16 protein-coding genes are annotated in these 17,242 nt (G+C 31.2%); 4 read left to right on the top strand and 12 right to left on the bottom strand.

Annotated elements, in window-relative coordinates:
* Positions 1-13: 13 nt before the first annotated feature.
* Genes ACFVRR_RS00715 through ACFVRR_RS00705 form a run of 3 tightly spaced genes read right to left on the bottom strand, consistent with a single transcriptional unit; the run spans position 14 to position 1,840 of the window.
* The gene (locus ACFVRR_RS00715) at positions 14-805 is read right to left on the bottom strand and encodes an NAD kinase (protein WP_097973651.1); all 792 of its coding nucleotides are present in this window, start codon (positions 803-805) and stop codon (positions 14-16) included.
* Positions 806-820: 15 nt separating this feature from the next.
* The gene (gene yjbM, locus ACFVRR_RS00710) at positions 821-1,444 is read right to left on the bottom strand and encodes a GTP diphosphokinase (RefSeq protein WP_097973653.1); all 624 of its coding nucleotides are present in this window, start codon (positions 1,442-1,444) and stop codon (positions 821-823) included.
* A 15-nt stretch (positions 1,445-1,459) separates the two neighbouring features.
* On the bottom strand, positions 1,460-1,840 hold the full coding sequence (locus ACFVRR_RS00705) for a UPF0738 family protein (RefSeq protein ID WP_387323642.1): 381 nt from the start codon (positions 1,838-1,840) through the stop codon (positions 1,460-1,462).
* Positions 1,841-1,975: 135 nt separating this feature from the next.
* Here ACFVRR_RS00705 and ACFVRR_RS00700 point away from each other — a divergent pair, with 135 nt between their 5' ends.
* Positions 1,976-2,566 (top strand): CYTH domain-containing protein, encoded by a 591-nt coding sequence (locus ACFVRR_RS00700; protein ID WP_387323640.1) that lies wholly within the window; start codon positions 1,976-1,978, stop codon positions 2,564-2,566.
* 578 nt (positions 2,567-3,144) lie between these two features.
* A complete protein-coding gene (locus ACFVRR_RS00695; protein WP_335480614.1) occupies positions 3,145-4,017 on the top strand; it encodes a DsbA family protein in 873 nt (290 codons plus the stop codon).
* Between the two features lie 270 nt (positions 4,018-4,287).
* On the opposite strand, the gene pepF is transcribed toward ACFVRR_RS00695, so the two are convergent.
* The 4 genes from pepF to mecA all read right to left on the bottom strand — a co-directional run bounded on the left by pepF (position 4,288) and on the right by mecA (position 9,811).
* Positions 4,288-6,108, bottom strand: a complete 1,821-nt coding sequence (gene pepF / locus ACFVRR_RS00690; RefSeq protein ID WP_387323637.1) for an oligoendopeptidase F — start codon at positions 6,106-6,108, stop codon at positions 4,288-4,290.
* A gap of 53 nt (positions 6,109-6,161) precedes the next feature.
* Positions 6,162-7,334, bottom strand: a complete 1,173-nt coding sequence (locus ACFVRR_RS00685) for a competence protein CoiA (RefSeq protein ID WP_483867338.1) — start codon at positions 7,332-7,334, stop codon at positions 6,162-6,164.
* A gap of 207 nt (positions 7,335-7,541) precedes the next feature.
* Positions 7,542-9,089, bottom strand: a complete 1,548-nt coding sequence (gene cls, locus ACFVRR_RS00680; RefSeq protein WP_387323634.1) for a cardiolipin synthase — start codon at positions 9,087-9,089, stop codon at positions 7,542-7,544.
* 50 nt (positions 9,090-9,139) lie between these two features.
* A complete protein-coding gene (mecA, locus tag ACFVRR_RS00675; RefSeq protein WP_387323632.1) occupies positions 9,140-9,811 on the bottom strand; it encodes an adaptor protein MecA in 672 nt (223 codons plus the stop codon).
* Positions 9,812-10,131: 320 nt separating this feature from the next.
* Here mecA and ACFVRR_RS00670 point away from each other — a divergent pair, with 320 nt between their 5' ends.
* Positions 10,132-10,803 carry a TerC family protein gene (locus ACFVRR_RS00670; RefSeq protein WP_387324887.1) on the top strand — a complete coding sequence of 224 codons (672 nt, stop codon included), beginning with the start codon at positions 10,132-10,134 and terminating at the stop codon, positions 10,801-10,803.
* A 135-nt stretch (positions 10,804-10,938) separates the two neighbouring features.
* Here ACFVRR_RS00670 and spxA read toward each other — a convergent pair whose 3' ends face one another.
* Entirely contained in the window at positions 10,939-11,337 is a 399-nt protein-coding gene (spxA, locus tag ACFVRR_RS00665; RefSeq protein WP_387323629.1) for a transcriptional regulator SpxA, read from the bottom strand.
* 527 nt (positions 11,338-11,864) lie between these two features.
* Here spxA and ACFVRR_RS00660 point away from each other — a divergent pair.
* Positions 11,865-12,068 (top strand): hypothetical protein, encoded by a 204-nt coding sequence (locus tag ACFVRR_RS00660; RefSeq protein WP_097973667.1) that lies wholly within the window; start codon positions 11,865-11,867, stop codon positions 12,066-12,068.
* Between the two features lie 478 nt (positions 12,069-12,546).
* Here the strand turns inward: ACFVRR_RS00660 and ACFVRR_RS00655 are convergent, their stop codons facing one another.
* From ACFVRR_RS00655 to opp3b, 4 genes are read right to left on the bottom strand one after another with little or no spacing between them, the layout of a single operon-like run.
* On the bottom strand, positions 12,547-13,482 hold the full coding sequence (locus ACFVRR_RS00655; RefSeq protein WP_387323626.1) for an ABC transporter ATP-binding protein: 936 nt from the start codon (positions 13,480-13,482) through the stop codon (positions 12,547-12,549).
* Positions 13,472-14,521 (bottom strand): ABC transporter ATP-binding protein, encoded by a 1,050-nt coding sequence (locus ACFVRR_RS00650; protein WP_387323624.1) that lies wholly within the window; start codon positions 14,519-14,521, stop codon positions 13,472-13,474. Before ACFVRR_RS00650 ends, ACFVRR_RS00655 begins: the two co-directional genes overlap by 11 nt.
* Before the next feature lie 21 nt (positions 14,522-14,542).
* Positions 14,543-15,562, bottom strand: coding sequence for an oligopeptide ABC transporter permease (gene opp3C / locus ACFVRR_RS00645; protein ID WP_387323622.1), 1,020 nt, complete (start codon positions 15,560-15,562; stop codon positions 14,543-14,545).
* Positions 15,563-15,565: 3 nt separating this feature from the next.
* Complete coding sequence (gene opp3b / locus ACFVRR_RS00640; protein ID WP_387323620.1) at positions 15,566-16,492, bottom strand: oligopeptide ABC transporter permease; 927 nt, start codon at positions 16,490-16,492, stop codon at positions 15,566-15,568.
* Positions 16,493-17,242: the final 750 nt, after the last annotated feature.

Genomic DNA, 17,242 nt, shown 5'->3' with positions numbered 1-17,242 from the left:
ATTCTTCACCATTTTATTTAACAAAAGAATCAACAACACGTTTCCAAAATGGAAAAGGTCTAAAACGTGCAAAACGTACTTTTTCATGAGCTACTCGACATTGAATCGATTTAACATCTTGATGTACGATTGTTTTATGATCTAATGTAATTTGAAAATTTGCGTTTCTTACAGGTTTAAGTAAGCAAGTGTGATGTTTAGGTAAAACAAGAGGTGAACCAATCGTACGAAAAACTCGATTATTAATTGAAGCCATCTCAGCAATTTGAATCGCTTCAATTGATGGATGAATAATTGCTCCACCAAGTGCTTTATTATACGCTGTACTACCTGAAGGTGTAGAAATACAAAGACCATCACCTCTAAATGTCTCAAAATGCTGACCTTTTATTTCAACATCAATCACTAATGTACCTTCAAGACCTTTGATCGTACATTCATTTAAAGCTAATGTTTGCATTTCTTTTCTTCCATCCTTATAACGGATGATTACTTCCAATAAAGGATATTCAACTACTTGAAATGGAGTCTTCGCAATTGCAATAACAAGCTTTTCTACCTCACTTGGTACCCAATCAGCGTAAAACCCTAAATGCCCAGTATGAACCCCTACGAAAGATACTTTATCGAGAAGATGAGTGTAATTATGAAAAGCATGAAGTAAGGTTCCGTCACCACCTACAGATATAGCAATTTCAGGCTCTTCTTCATCAAATTTAAAATTAAAACTCTCTAAATAATCTCTCATTCGTTTCGTCAGTTCATTGGACTCTTGATCGCCCTTAGACATAATTACGAATTTCATTTTCTCGCCCTTTCCTTATTGGTCGTTTTTTTTCGAAAACTCTGCTTGCGCCTCTTGAATCTCTCCTCTAATAAGGGACATTTCTTCATCTAATAGAAACGCTGCTTCAGCTGCTCTTTGTAATCGTTCATGAATATTTTCAGGATACTTCCCTTTATACTTATAATTTAAAGAATGCTCTATTGTTGCCCAAAAATTCATCGCAAGCGTTCTTATTTGAATTTCAACTAAAACTTTTCGTTCACCTTCAATTGTTTGAACTGGATATTCAACAACTACATGATATGAACGATACCCGCTATTCTTTTTATTTGTAATATAATCTCGCTCTTCGACAATTGTAAAATCTTTACGTTTGCGAAGAAGCTCCACTACATTTTTAATATCCTCTACAAACTGGCACATCATTCTAAGACCGGCAATATCCTGTAATTCAGTTTCTAAATTTGCTAAAGGAATTCCTTTTCTTATTGTCTTATTAACAATGCTGTGAATAGGCTTAACTCTCCCAGTTACAAACTCAATTGGGGAATGCTGATTAGTTTCTTCAAACTGTTTTCTAATCCCTTTTAACTTTATTTTCAATTCACTTACTGCTTGTTCATAAGGTGCTAAAAAACTTTCCCATTGACCATTCATCCAATCACCACCAACTTACTTCTCTTCTAAAAATGCAATTTGAACTTGCTTAACAAATTCTTCTCCATAGTTAAAATTACCTTCAACATTTTGGATTAAATAAGTTAACTCTTCATTCCAATTATTTAGTGAAAGACTCTTTTCAGCGACCTTTAAAAATACGTTTAAATTTTGATCATTTGCTTTTTTCAAGTCCGACCAATGCTTGTAAGGCACTGTAACATATACAAATTCTTCATTTTCTTCTAATATATACAATAGTGAACCTTGGTCTGAGTCTGCAATCATTGTTCCTACTTCATGACACTGTTCTAAATTCATTTTTGTATCGTCTATTAACAGAATTAAGCTATCTTCATTTATATTTATTCCATTTATTTCAAGCATTTTTCTCATCACTAAAACCTCAACCTTTTTAATGTATGTATTTTATTTAAATTTGACCATTTCTATTGTAACATATCATATAGAAAATAGACGAAGACTAGCACATTCAATAACAAAAATTATACTAAAAATAAGGAGTTAATTATGGCTAAAGAAATTGAAATTGAATTTAAGAACTTATTAACAAAACAGGAATTTGAAAAGCTTAAATCGTATTTCCAAGTTAACGAGTCAAGTTTCCAATCACAAACTAATTATTATTTTGAGACACCTGATTTTACAATTAAAGAACATGGCGGAGCTCTAAGAATCCGAAAAAAGTCACTAACTTCATATACTTTAACTTTAAAAATAAAACAGACAGTCGGACATTTAGAAATTAATCAAAAAATTAGTGAAACTGAAGCATCAACTATGCTAAAAACATACGCTATTCCAGATGGAGAAGTAAAAGATTATATCAACGAAGTAAAATTAAACTTAGATGCCCTAGTATTAATAGGTGACTTAACAACAAACAGAGTAGAATTTCCATATGAAAGTGGACTTTTAGTTTTAGATCATAGTACATATTTAAATCACGAGGATTATGAGGTAGAATTCGAAGTTTCGGACGAAAACATTGGTAAACAACAGTTTATCAATCTGTTAGAGAATCTTCAAATTCCTAGGCGTAAAACATTAAATAAAATTAGACGCTTTTTTAATGTTAAACAAGGAAATCAAGCTAACTGACATATGAGCAGTATTAATTTCAAACGCCGGAGAAACCTAAAGGGTTATTTCGGCGTTTTTTAGTATGTAACTGATATTATCAATCTTTTTATTGAAAGATCGCAGATTTCGCTCAACTTTTTAACCGATTAATTAAAGTTAAAGCTGCTTTCCTAGTTTGCCAATTGAAAATAAGTACTTTTGTCCAATTTTTTCGTCATTATGCCTTAACCGTTATAGGTATTAATTTCTCTTATTTGCGATTTTGGAAATTTATTAGCAGTACATATTTTATTTGCACAGATAAACTTCTAATTTGCACTTCTCTCATCCTTATTTGCAGACCAGACTTTTTCCTCGGTTCCATTTCAAAATTTATTTTACAATTCACTCAGACTCCTGCGACACCACCATTTTTATCACAATACTCAATTGAATTAAGGAAATATTAATAGATTAATGAAAAATAGTGCATCATATTTGAAATATTAACTATCCGTTGCTACAATACCATTAGAGAATAAACGTGTTATATCTTACAAATTAATTTTCAAGTCTGTTATAGTACGGACTTATGAATTGCATTAAGGGTGAAATATATGAATGACAAACAATATAAAAATGAATCAATCAAGCTTCCCGAGCAGAATTGTACAAAAAAATCGATTGAATTGTATGTATTCATAGATCCACTTTGTAGAAATTGTTGGGATTTTAGTACAATTTTAAAAAAGTTTCACTTAGAATATGGCCAATATTTTTCATCTACTTATATTCCAGTTAGTCGATATTACACAACTAAAAAACTATTAGAAAAACGACCTTCTCAGCTTGCATTCGTATGGGAGAAGACAGCTAGCAGATCGGATATCCTTTGCGACGATCACTTATGGATTGATAATAAAGAACTCTACCCATACTACTCTGCAATTGCATTAAAGGCAGCTGAGCTTCAAGGTAGAGTAGCTGGCGTTAGCTACTTAAAGAAGTTACAAGAATATTATTTCTTGAAGGATTTAGACATTACAGATCAAGATGTTCTTATCGAATGTGCTAAAGATATAAATATTGATGTAAAAGAGTTTATGGAAGATTTACACAGTACCCACTCTATTAAAGCTTTGCAATGTGATATTAAAGTTACGAAAGAAATGCATGTAACTGAAATTCCAAGTGTTGTATTTTTTAATGAAAATATTGAAGAAGAAGGTTTGAAAGTTTCTGGTTTTGAAAGCTATCAGACTTATGTAAAAATATTAGAACTAATGACGAATACAAAGTTAGAAAAACGAGAACTACCTGATTTAGCCGAATTTATTAAATTCCAACCATTTGTTACGATTAAAGAATTATGTATGATTTACGAACAATCTACTCAATGTATGGAGTTAGAATTAAAAAAATTAATCCTACGTAGAAAAGTTAAGAAAATTGTTCAAAAAGATCAAATTTATTATCAGTATGTTGTTTAAGAAAAAAAAAGACCTAGCTTTCGCTAGGTCATTTTTTGATGTAATATTTTACATCAAGGGGATGGGAGAAATTTTCACGTTCAACAAAGGGGTATTTGTGTTTGTGAAGTAATTCACACCCTTATAATACAATTTATTTTAGAGTTTGGCAACCATTTGAGAAATATTTCACATTTTAGACACAAAATAGTAGGTATAAAGATATAGAAAAAGTCAGGATAAAAAACAAACACATATAGCTATGTTGCTACATGTGTTTGTTAAAATAAGTTATTCGTTAAATAAAAGCTCTTCCATTTCGTTTAACATTTCTTCAAATACTTTCAATGCTTCTACGATTGGTTGTGAAGAGGTCATATCAACGCCAGCTTTTTTCAATACTTCAATTGGATAATCAGAGCTTCCTGCTTTTAAGAATCCTAAGTATCTTTCAACTGCTGGTTCGCCTTCTTCTAGTATTTGTTTTGAAAGTGCTGTTGCTGCACTGAAACCTGTAGCATATTGGTAAACATAGTAATTGTAATAGAAATGAGGAATTCTACTCCATTCTAACCCAATTAACTCGTCGATTACGATCTCGTCACCAAAATATTTTTTGTTAAGCTCGTAATATGTTTTCGTTAATAAATCTGGCGTTAAAGCTTCACCATTTTGAGCTAATACGTGAATCTGATGTTCAAATTCCGCAAACATCGTTTGACGGAATACAGTTCCTCTAAAAGTCTCTAAATAGTGATTTAATAAATAAAGTCTTTGCTTAGGATCTTTAGTATTTTTTAGTAAATAATCATTTAAAATCGCTTCATTACAAGTAGAGGCAACTTCAGCTACGAAGATTGAGTAATCTCCGTAAACATAAGGTTGATTTTTACGAGTATGATAACTATGCACTGAATGACCAAATTCATGTGCTAATGTGAATAGATTATTTACATTGTCCTGCCAGTTCATTAGGATATATGGATTCGTACCATACGCACCAGAAGAGTATGCTCCGCTACGTTTTCCTTTGTTTTCTACAACATCTACCCAACGGCTTTCATATGCCTCTTTTAGAATTTCAACATATTCATCACCTAATGGTTTTAATGCTTTTAATAAAATTTCTTTTGCTTCTTCATACTTAACTTCCATTTTTACTTCTTCTACTAATGGAGTAAATAAGTCATACATATGAATTTCATCAAGCTTTAACGCTTTTTTACGAATAGCAATATAACGATGTAATAAATTTAAATTATCATTTACAGTAGAAACTAATTGATCATAAACAATTTCAGGAATTTCGTTATTACTTAATGCTGCATGACGAGCATTATCATACTTTCTAACTTTTGCTTTGAAATTATCTTTCTTTACAGCACCACTTAAAGTACTTGCAAAAGTGTTTTTATACGAATCATACGTATGATAAACTGCTTCAAAAGCATCTTTTCGAACGCGTCGATCTGCGCTTTCTAAATAATGAATATAACGACCATGTGTGATTTCTACTTCTTCACCATTCTCGTCTTCAATCGTCGGAAATTTTAAATCCGCATTATTTAACATTCCAAACGTATTACTAGAAGAAGATAACACTTCAGAAGCTTGTGCCATAATTTCCTCTTCAGCTGCTGAAAGAACATGTGGTTTTTGCTTTAAAATTTCTTCTAAAGAGTGCTCGTACAATTTCAGCTCATTATTTTCTTCAATAAATTTTTTCAATGTATCTTCTGAGATTGTTAATAATTCAGGCACGAAGTATGACATTGCACTTCCAGCCTTAGTGTATAGATTCTTCGCACGATCATCTAAAGCTTGATATGTAGAATTTGTTGTATCTTGATCGTAACGCATATGAGAGTATGTATACAATTTACCTAATAAAAACGAAATTTCATCCTGTTTTTTCAACGCATTTAAAAGTGTTTGAGATGACTCACCTAATTTACCTTTAAACTCTGAAAATGATGGGATTAATTCAAGTACTTTTTTATACTCTGCTTCCCAGTTTGAATCTGTTTCATAAATATCTTCCAACTTCCAAGTTAATTCTTCTTGGACTTCACTTCTAGTTGGTAATTTTTTAACAGCTTTTTGTTCTAGCATGTCTGATCCCCCTAAAATTATTATTAGCATTAATAACATTCCAGTGTCTGATATTAATAATCATTTGAATCAGTTCCTGCATTAAACAACAAATCAAATGCTGTATTAGCGCTCAGACAGTCTTCATCCAATGCTTGTTGGAATGATGATGGAATAATAGCATTAGCTATCTTCATTATTTTACCATTTTTAATGGGTTTTACGATTCTAATTTTTACTAAAAAGTCAATATACTTTTCTACACATTTCTCCAAATTATCAATTTCATTATCCTGAAATTGATTAACTCTCCATGTACCATTCTGCACTTCCATTTTTACAGATTGATTTATTTTATCCATAAAGATCAGTTGTCCAATTTCCACTTCATGAAAAAATTTAAAATAGATTTGCCCTTGCCAAACGATACAATGTTCTTTAATTATGCAGTTACTGTCTAAAGGAACGCCAATTACTGCCGGAAAATAATTAATATTTGCATTGTATAAATACTGTTTAAAAACCTTTAAATTACCTTTCGTATGCAAATGTTGATATAGTCTATAATCCTTTTTTAACCGATTCCATTTAGCTACAAATACCTTTTTATCAATTCTATTTAAAGATAAAAATTCCTTAAGACTGAAATTATTTATTGGAAATACGTCCTTTTGCCCAATATATTGAACTGGAGAAAATGCTATTAATGAGGAAAGCACTGTAAAAGATTGTAATGTAGGATTATAGAAGAGAAGTGAAAAAACGTTAATTCTAACAAATGAATAAATAGAAAGCGAATTAATGTAGAAAGATGACCATCTTTTTTGATTTAATAGTTTGTCATTTAGGATCCACAGTACTTTCATTCCACTATCTTTAAAAGAGTTTGTCCTATTTATCATTGTTTCTAAAGGAATTAGCGAACATTGATATTCAACACACATTTGAAGAGTATTAAATTTTATAAATAAATCAGGTCTTTGATTTAATTCTGGTAAAAATTTTTCAACTTCAACATTTACATTAAACTTTTTAAAAAATTGATACAAAGCAAACTTCCCTTTATAATGGTCAATACTCTCTTTTTTCTCATTTTCACATTCAGTCAAATCGATATGCGCAAAATGAGTTACCCTCTTTACTCCAATTTTGAGCCTCACTTGCTTTTGGCAAATTGGGCAAAAATATGGTCCGTTTTGCTTTAATCTTAATAATTCCTCTGTCGTTTTAACTTCAAATAAATTAATAGTATGCCTTTTTGTATTTAATGCGACAATCTTTTACCACAACCTCCTTTCCAAATTACTTCACTATCCTTTTCGTATTTTCCTTTAAAAAAATTAAAAACGATTTTTCAAATAAAAAACCTACCAAATTAAACTTTCTATTTGGTAGGTGACTATATGAAATATTATAAAAATGTTCTATCAATGTTCTATCAATAAGATAGCTCATTACAAAAGTGGTGCCATTAATCTTGATAATGATTCAAATATCCTTTTGTATATAGGTCTCTTTTTAAAATCAGTAAAAATAATTGCTTCAGAATCACGGATATCATTATTAAAATCATTAACTAAGTGATTAATACTTTCCTCTAAATATAAAAATGCAGTGACCTCGAAGTTTAAACGGAAACTTCTCATATCCATATTTGCCGTCCCAACAGATGCGATTTCATCATCTACAATCAATATTTTACTGTGTAAGAAGCCTTGTCTATATTCATAGATTTCGACCCCTGCTTCTAATAACTCTGGAAAATATGAACGCGAGGCATAAAATACGATTTTCTTATCGGGACGATCAGGCATTAGAATTTTTACTTTGACCCCACCATTTGCTGCAACTTTAAGGGCAGTTAAAATATCTTCATCAGGAACAAAATATGGAGAAGCAATGTAGATACTTTTCCTTGCACTTGTAATCATCGCAAAAAATAACTCTTTTATCACTTCATGCTTTCGGTCTGGTCCACCAGAAACAAGTTGAATTGCTCCTTTGGAAGAATAACTACTAACATTAATGTCAAAGTACTCTTTGTCATCAATTAACTCATTCGTCATATAATACCAATCTTGCAAGAATATGAATTGTAGTGTTCGTACACCTTCCCCATTAAGGTATAGATGGGTATCTCGCCACTTTCCAAAATAATGATCTTTCCCTAAATACTCATCTCCAATATTTAAGCCACCAACAAATCCTACATTCGAATCTATGACGATAATTTTCCGATGGTTTCGGTAATTAATCGTATCGTTTAAAACTGGAATTTTAACTGGAGAAAATGGTAGTATTTCTACACCAGCTTTTCTTAAGTCTTTTACAAAATTTCTTGATAATTTCCAACTACCTACAGCGTCATAGAGAAATCGAACCTTTACACCATTTTGCGCCTTTTCAATTAGAATATCTTTTAATTGATTACCAATCTCATCATTTCTTACGATATAGAATTCGATATGAATATGGTGCTTTGCTTTTTTTAGTTCCTCAATTATTTTTGGAAATGTTTCACTTCCGTTTGTAAGAACTTTTGTAAAAGTATTCATCGTCACTGGTGTATTGCTCTGTTTAGCTGCGATATTTATTAGATACTCTAATCTTTGATTTTGCGCTATAAATTCTTTCACTTCTACATCTTCTGATCCATTAATTAAACCATTTGCATTTTGATCATTAATTGCCTTTTTTCGATAGACCATTTTCTTTTTGTAATTTTGTCCAAAAATTAAATAAAAAACAAAACCGAATAACGGGAAAATAGCTAAAAGAATGATCCATGTTAAAGTTCTAGCAGGATTTCTATTTTCTAAGAAAATAATAATCGATACACCTATAGCCGTTATCGAGAACATTATACTTATTAATCTAAAAATAGTAGATTTTTCAAAAAATGCAAAATTCATTAACCAAATGAATTTAATAGTTGGAGAAGCAAAATATAAAATGCATACAACAATTGATAAAAATATTAAAATCTTTAATCGAAATTGCATCAATATTCTCCTTTATAAAGAAAAGAAACCGATCCCTAAGGCATCGGCTATTACAATAATGGAAAAATAGATTTAAAATGAGGTAATGCTGTTTTTTCATAAATCAATTTTCCGTATTCTTCTAAAACGTGTATAGTTACTTTTGAACGATGACCATATTCAAGTAACATTGATGACAAGTAATCGACTTGAACTTCATCAAGCAATTCTTCTTCAAATTTAACATAAAGATAGTAATAATCTTGGAAGGAATAAAGTGTAGTTTCAAATGATTCTTGATTCACAGCATGTGATAATGAAATAATGTCTTCAAGATTTTTAAAGGATAGAATCAGTTCAGTTTCCTCTTCATCCATTGAGTCAAAAATTTCGTCATCATCATCTTCATCTGAATCATCGTCATCATCTACAGAGATAAATGGAATTTCTAAATTCTTTTCTCCTTCACCTAAATTCACTTCTACTTTTTTGCCGTCTTTAGAAATCACAGCTTTTGTTACAACAACTTCTAACCCCTTGTCTAGTGCCTGTACCTGAATCCATAGGGGGCCACCAGCAATGAATTCCTCAGTCAAATGCGCTTCATCAATTAATTCCCAGAAAAGCTCTTCACTTCTTTCTCGATCTAACCATACTTCATCTTTAGAGAAACCTCTCTCCTCGATGTCTAAGTAGGATATGGAGAACTTAAACGTATTTTCATTAATTCTTTCTATTTCCATTTGTTTTCCCCCTCCTTTAATGAACAACAAGTAATTGCGTTAGACGAAATAGAATAAATAAAGTAAAAGAAATTTTATGTTAAATATAAAATTCTGAAATAGTAAATTAGAAAAATACTCTTAAAAATTTAGCTTTAATAAGTAAATTTTTATCTATCTTACCATGAAAATTTATTAAATGCGAATAGTAACTACAATTATATTTTATGATACAATTTAAAATTTTGGAAATAAAATTCACCTATTTTTTAAAAATCATCATATACCTATTAATAATAGGACAATCATTTAAAGCTTTTAATAAGAGAGGTGAATTCATGATAGATCTTCATTATATATGGTCCTTTTTAATGATTGTAATTATAGACATTGTTTTAGGTGGAGATAATGCTATTGTCATTGCATTAGCATGTAGAAAATTACCATATAAGCAACGTAACATAGCGATAATTTTCGGTAGTATTACCGCAATTGTTTTACGAATTATCCTAACAATATGTGCAATTTACGTCCTTAAGGTCCCATTCTTACATTTAATTGGCGGAATATTACTTTTGTACATAGCTTGCAAATTAATTATTCAGGAGGATGACAACCCTTCTATAAAGGAGAACTACACAGTTTTCCACGCAATTCGTACAATTGTGTTTGCTGATTTAGTAATGGGGATTGATAACGTATTAGCAATAGCTGGGGCATCAAATGGAAAGCCATCATTAGTCATCTTAGGTCTTTCCATCTCAATTCCAATTATTATTTGGGGAAGTAAAATCGTTTTATGGTTTATAGAAAGATATCCAATTTTGAGTTTTGTAGGGGCTTCTGTTCTTTCAATAACAGCTAGCAAGATGTTAATAGACGAGCCCTTTATCAGTCAATATATAAACGGGCGGAACGATATGGAATTAATTGTCGGTTCATCTTGTATAATCTTCACCATTGTTATAGGTTACTATTTTAATAATATTCGATACCGTAAGCGAACATCCTAATTGTTAAAAAAAAGCTGTAAAAAGTATGCATTTAACTTTTTACAGCTTTTTATATAATATGAATAGGTATTTGTTCAATATGATTGAGAATCTTAATCAAGAATTGTAATTTTTTTCACAATTCAAAACGTAGATTTATTCATTAACTAAACGTTGCGCTACTCTTAATTGATATGTGCGAACTGAACGCGGTAAAAATCTTCTAATTTCATCTTCATTATAACCAACTTGTAAACGTTTCTCATCAATAATAATTGGTCTTCTAAGTAAACCAGGATATTTCTGAATGATTTCATATAAGTCTTGTAAAGGAAGACTTTCTAAGTCTACATTTAATTCTTGGAAAATTTTTGATCTTGTTGATATAATTTCATCAGTACCACTTTCAGTCATACGTAAAATTTGTTTAATCTCATTAATTGATAATGGTTCTGAAAAAATATTTCTTTCTTTATAAGGAATATTATTATCTTCTAGCCACATTTTTGCTTTTCGACAAGACGTACAACTTGGTGAATTATACAAAATTACCATTTTGCTCTCCCCCTAACTACTCTTTTAAATAAAAGTAATATAGTTATGTGTATTAATTTATAAGAATTGGTTAATTATAATTAGTTTAATCTACCACCATATGTTCACATTATACAGTATTGTGCAAAATAAATATATACAAATTTGTAAAAAAATTTAAAAAAACCTATACAAAAGGTGTACAATTTTCAGTAAATTTCCAAGTAAAATATAGGCAAATTTCTTTGATACATTTTTCGTATATGACAGCTACATTTTACTCCGTAAACCTCACTATCCGTAAATGAAACCTGCTTTCTTGTTTCATCCGATCTTTCAGTCCTTTATCTTCCGGTAGCATTTCCTAAATGAGTCAAGTACACCTTCGTTTCACACAATTTTATTCCTTAAAGTTACAATATTAAAAACAAGATTGCTTTATAAAAAGACCAAAAATAATTATTTGGAAAAAGCTTATTTATCCTTTCTATTTCACCAAATTTTTAATACAATAATAGTAACGCTTACATTCCTAGGAGGCTAATCTTATGGCAGCTTACATAACTGATCTATTGATTGTTGCATTGTTAGTAATTGGAATTACTGCACTTAATGGTGTGTTTACAAACGCGATCGGCGAAAAAATATTTGGTAGAAGTAAAAAAAGTCAATTTGTTGATATGTCTGACAGAATGTCTGCAAACTTCAAACAAGTTGGTGGCCAAGGCAAGTTCCGTAAAAAAACTTATTAAGAACAGACTTATAAGAAATTTACGATTAAAAAAGGGCAAAGGCCCTTTCTTTTTTTTTTGCCTTGATAAGGTTTAGTGTATAACCAATGTAGAATGACTAAGGTCACTAGTTCGTCCTACGGTACAGTACTTTGAAATATTAAATTCAGGGGCTTTGAATTAAAAATTTGGTTATCATTGTACACTCTTGATTAATTTTTTTTAAGCTTATCCTACCATTATTACACATACCCATATCTACACTTTTATCATAAAACCTCCACCTTAATTTTCCCTTAACATTATTTTAGTATTTCTACTTCTTCATGAACCTCTTATGAGGAACCATTTTACTTCTTTTTGCTGTTTTACTTCCTCATGAACCTCTTATGAGGAACCATTTTGCTTCTTTTTGTTGTTCTACTTCCTCATGAACCCTTAACCTAATCTTATTTCCAATTAAAAAAATCCTAGCGACAAACTCACTAGGATTGATTTATTATTTATACATTTGTTGATAATTTTTAAATTCTGCTTCAGAGCAAAGTACAAAATGTCCAGGACGAACTTCACGTAATTTTGGCTCTTCGTTTGAATAATCGTGTTGTTTTGGATCATAAACGATACGTTTACGATTGCGCTCATAAACAGGATCTGGAAGCGGAATTGCTGATAATAATGATTTTGTGTAAGGATGCATTGGGTAATCATATAATTCATTACTATCTGCAAGCTCAACAATTTTACCGTGGTACATTACACCGATACGGTCACTAATATACTTAACCATTGATAAATCATGGGCGATAAATAGATATGTTAAACCTTTTTCCTGTTGAAGCTTTCTCATTAAGTTTACAACCTGAGCTTGAATTGACACGTCAAGAGCTGAGATTGGCTCATCAGCGATAATAAATTCTGGTTGTACAGCAAGTGCTCTCGCAATACCGATACGTTGACGTTGTCCACCTGAGAATTCATGTGGGAAACGGTTAGCGTGTTCTTTATTTAAACCTACTGTTTCAAGTAAGTCATAAACCATTTTCATACGCTCTTCTTTGTTACGAGCTAAGCCATGAATATCAATACCTTCTGCAATGATATCCGCAACTTTCATACGCGGGTTTAATGAAGCGTATGGATCTTGGAAAATCATTTGCATACGACGGTTAAACTGCTTTAACTCTTTACGACTTTTCTTACCATGTACATCTTCACCATCGAAAATTACTTGTCCATCAGTCGCATCATATAATCGAATGATTGAACGTCCAGTTGTAGATTTACCAGAACCTGATTCACCTACTAAACCGAAAGTTTCACCACGGAAAATGTCAAATGTAACATCATCGATTGCTTTAACTGTTGTTTTACCTGTATTAAAGTATTGTTTTAAATTTTTAACTTCAACTAATTTTTCTGCTTTATTTGACATTTACTTCACCTTCCTTCATTCGTTGAATACGCTTGATAACGGCTTCAGGTGGTTCAACTTTTGGAGCATCCTCATGTAATAGCCATGTTGCAGCGTAATGTGTATCAGACACTTTAAACATAGGAGGTTCCATTTCATAGTCAATTTTTAAAGCATTTGGATTACGTGGTGCAAACGCATCACCTTTTGGAGGATTTAATAGATCCGGTGGTGTACCAGGAATTGCTACTAATTCTGCTCCTTGTTCATTATCTAAATCTGGCATTGAAGCTAAAAGTCCCCAAGTGTAAGGGTGTTTTGGATTGTAGAAAATATCGTCTACAGTTCCAATTTCAACTACTTTACCTGCATACATTACTGCCACTTTATCTGCAACATTCGCTACTACACCTAAATCATGTGTAATAAAGATAATTGCTGAATCAGTTTTTCTTTGAATTTCTTTCATTAACTCAAGAATTTGAGCTTGAATTGTAACGTCAAGAGCTGTCGTTGGCTCATCGGCGATTAATAATTTTGGATTACATGCTAGCGCCATTGCAATAACAACACGTTGTCTCATACCGCCTGAGAATTGGTGTGGATATTGTTTGAAACGTGCTTCAGCATTTGGAATTCCAACTAGATTTATTAACTCTAAAGCAATTTTCTTTGCTTCAGTTTTGCTCATTTTTTGGTGCTTTATTAAACCTTCTGTAATTTGATATCCAATCGTTAATACTGGATTTAAAGAAGTCATAGGATCTTGGAAAATCATTGAAATTTCTTTCCCACGAATACCTTGCATTTCTTTTTCACTTAATTTAGCTAAATCTTTTCCATCGAATAAGATTTCACCGCTCTTAATTTTACCCGGCGGGTTTGGAATTAACCCCATTAATGCTTTTGATGTTACTGATTTACCTGAACCAGATTCACCTACAATTGCTAATGTCTCACCTTTTTTAAGATCAAATGAAACTCCGCGTACCGCTTGAACTTCACCAGCATGAGTATAAAAGGAGACACATAAATCTTTTACTTCTAATAATTTACTCATAGTTCATTCTCCTCTCAAATATTACTTACTCTTTGGATCTAAAGCGTCGCGTAACCCGTCAGCAATTAAGTTGAAACTTAAGATTAATAAACTGATTACAACCGCCGGAATAATCATCATATGTGGGAAAGTTTGTAATGACTTGAAGCCATCACTTACTAAAGAACCTAATGATGCTTTCGGAGGTGCAATACCTAGACCGATAAAGCTTAAGAATGCTTCAGCGAAGATTGCACTTGGAATTGTGAACATCATCATTATAATGATTGGACCCATAATATTTGGAATTAAATGTTTTCCAATTAATTGAGTATTAGTTGCACCTAATGTTCTTGAAGCTAAAACGAACTCTTGATTTTTTAATTTTAACATTTGTCCACGAACGATACGGGACATACCTACCCAACCTGTTATTACCATCGCTAAAGCGATTGAAAGAATACCTGGGTTTTTAAATACTAAGATGAATAAGATTACTACGATTAGATAAGGAACACCCATTAATACTTCAGCAATACGTTGCATGATCGTATCTACTCTTCCACCAAAGAATCCCGATATACCTCCGAAGGTTACACCAATTACCATATCAATTACTGCTGCTAATAAACCGATTAAGATTGATACTCGAGCACCAGCCCATGTTCTTGTGAAAAGGTCACGACCTAAATCATCTGTACCAAACCAATAGTTTTCTTTAATATTTTTGTTTTTATATACATCGTTTCCATATTGATCAATTCCATCAAATGGTAAGAATTTTACATTTTCTAATACACCAATTTTTGGTGGTAATTTCGATCTTTTTAAATCTTGGTCTTTATAAGAATGTCCACTCATCATTGGACCAAATAATGTGAAGAATAATAAGATGCCTAGGACAATAAAACCTAACATTGCACCTTTATTTTTCCTAAAACGTCTACGAGCGTCTTTCCAGAATGAATCTGAAGGTCTAGAAATTTTATCCGCGTTATTCAAATCTACATTTGCAGGTTGGAATAAATCAGATGAAATTTTTTGAGCTGTGTTGTTGTTCATTATTTATTTACCTCCTGCTAAACGGATACGTGGATCAATTACACCGTATAAAATATCTACTACGAAAATTACGATTAATAATAATGCACTATAGAAAATTGTTGTACCCATAATTACTGAATAGTCATTTGTTACAATTGATTGAACGAATTGAGAACCTAATCCAGGTACAGCAAACATATTTTCAATAACTAAAGTACCAGTCATTAAGTTTACAGCCATAGGACCTAAAATTGTGACTACTGGGATTAATGCATTTCGCAGGGCATGTTTAATGATTACGCCTAATTGAGAGATACCTTTTGCTTTTGCTGTTACGATATACTCTGAGTTCATAACTTCGATTAACTCAGTTCTTGAGAATCGAGCTACAGTTGCTGTTACGAATACTGACAATGCAACTGTCGGTAGAATCGTGTATTTAAAGCTTTCCCAATACGCTACCGGGAACAGATGTAATTTTACTGCTAAATAATACTGTAAGACTGCCCCGAATACGAATGATGGTATCGAGATACCTAAAACTGCTAGAACAGTAGAACCATAGTCCCATATAGTATTCTTTTTTAATGCAGCAACAATACCGAAGATTAATCCGATAAATGTTCCTAATAATAATGCTTGAGCACCTAATTGAGCTGATGGACCAATACGAGTTTTGATCATATCAGTTACTTGACGATTATCGTATTTATATGAAACTCCTAAATCCCCTTTAGCTAAATTCTCCATGTACTTTGCATATTGTACAGGAACTGGCTTATCTAACCCAAATTTAGCAAAGATAATTTGTTTTTGATCAGGTGTTAATTTCTCTGGGTTTTTTAATGGAGAACCTGGTAACAACTTCATTAAGAAAAATGTAACAGTACAAATTAAAAATAGTGTGACAAACATGTAAATAAATCTCTGTAGCACGTAACGTCCCACAACTGCACCCCCTTATTAATTTAAAAAATTTTTTTTTTTTTTATTTTTTGATAATTCTTTTGTAAAAATGAGAGCATTTGGATCTTTTCCTATTTGGATCTACTCCGCATACTCTTTTGTACCAATTATAATTCTGTAATTTTTTCGATCGATTTAACTTCTTGTCCATATTATTCTCAAACATGGGATTAATCATTTAATCCTTTTTTTTCATTTGATGTAAAATGGTGTAAATTTTTGCTTAAGCTTTTTTTTCCAACAATGTAAGCGTATTCGCAATGACGCTTTTGGTCAATATTTTTTTACTGGAAAATTCTAAATTATTATTCTAAACAGATAATTCTTTACAATTTTTCCCCTTATAAATTGAGCTGGGATCCTTATAAAAAATAGCTTATTTAGATATTTATTCATAAATTTGGTAAAAAAATGATTGCTTATTCAAAAATTCAAATTGCAAATTTCAGTATAGCAAATTTATTTATCGTAACATATCTCGCAATCCATGATGTATACCCCCTAAGATGCTAATGCAATGTAGGTTAAAATACAGAAAGTTAATATACAATTCTGAATTTTTATAGTAGAATTTTCGATAAGTATCGATTTTTTTCTACAAATTTTATTATACATTTTTATGAGAGTTTTACAACAATTTTGACAAATAAAATTAAATAATTTGTTAAAATAAAGAGAATAGTCTTAAAAATGCTAACAATTTAAAAATATTTTGTAACGATTAGTTAAAAC

Source organism: Gottfriedia sp. NPDC057948, assembly GCF_042887255.1.
In the GTDB taxonomy this organism is placed as follows: domain Bacteria; phylum Bacillota; class Bacilli; order Bacillales; family Bacillaceae_G; genus Gottfriedia.
This window is presented reverse-complemented; position numbering and strand designations above follow the sequence as displayed.

Bases quoted from the DNA above. Each gene is read 5' to 3' on its own strand.
- ACFVRR_RS00715 (WP_097973651.1), bottom strand. From the start codon at position 805: ATGAAATTCGTAATTATGTCTAAGGGCGATCAAGAGTCCAATGAACTG.
- yjbM (WP_097973653.1), bottom strand. From the start codon at position 1,444: ATGAATGGTCAATGGGAAAGTTTTTTAGCACCTTATGAACAAGCAGTA.
- ACFVRR_RS00705 (WP_387323642.1), bottom strand. From the start codon at position 1,840: ATGAGAAAAATGCTTGAAATAAATGGAATAAATATAAATGAAGATAGC.
- ACFVRR_RS00700 (WP_387323640.1), top strand. From the start codon at position 1,976: ATGGCTAAAGAAATTGAAATTGAATTTAAGAACTTATTAACAAAACAG.
- ACFVRR_RS00695 (WP_335480614.1), top strand. From the start codon at position 3,145: ATGAATGACAAACAATATAAAAATGAATCAATCAAGCTTCCCGAGCAG.
- pepF (WP_387323637.1), bottom strand. From the start codon at position 6,108: ATGCTAGAACAAAAAGCTGTTAAAAAATTACCAACTAGAAGTGAAGTC.
- cls (WP_387323634.1), bottom strand. From the start codon at position 9,089: ATGCAATTTCGATTAAAGATTTTAATATTTTTATCAATTGTTGTATGC.
- mecA (WP_387323632.1), bottom strand. From the start codon at position 9,811: ATGGAAATAGAAAGAATTAATGAAAATACGTTTAAGTTCTCCATATCC.
- spxA (WP_387323629.1), bottom strand. From the start codon at position 11,337: ATGGTAATTTTGTATAATTCACCAAGTTGTACGTCTTGTCGAAAAGCA.
- ACFVRR_RS00660 (WP_097973667.1), top strand. From the start codon at position 11,865: ATGGCAGCTTACATAACTGATCTATTGATTGTTGCATTGTTAGTAATT.
- ACFVRR_RS00655 (WP_387323626.1), bottom strand. From the start codon at position 13,482: ATGTCAAATAAAGCAGAAAAATTAGTTGAAGTTAAAAATTTAAAACAA.
- ACFVRR_RS00650 (WP_387323624.1), bottom strand. From the start codon at position 14,521: ATGAGTAAATTATTAGAAGTAAAAGATTTATGTGTCTCCTTTTATACT.
- opp3C (WP_387323622.1), bottom strand. From the start codon at position 15,562: ATGAACAACAACACAGCTCAAAAAATTTCATCTGATTTATTCCAACCT.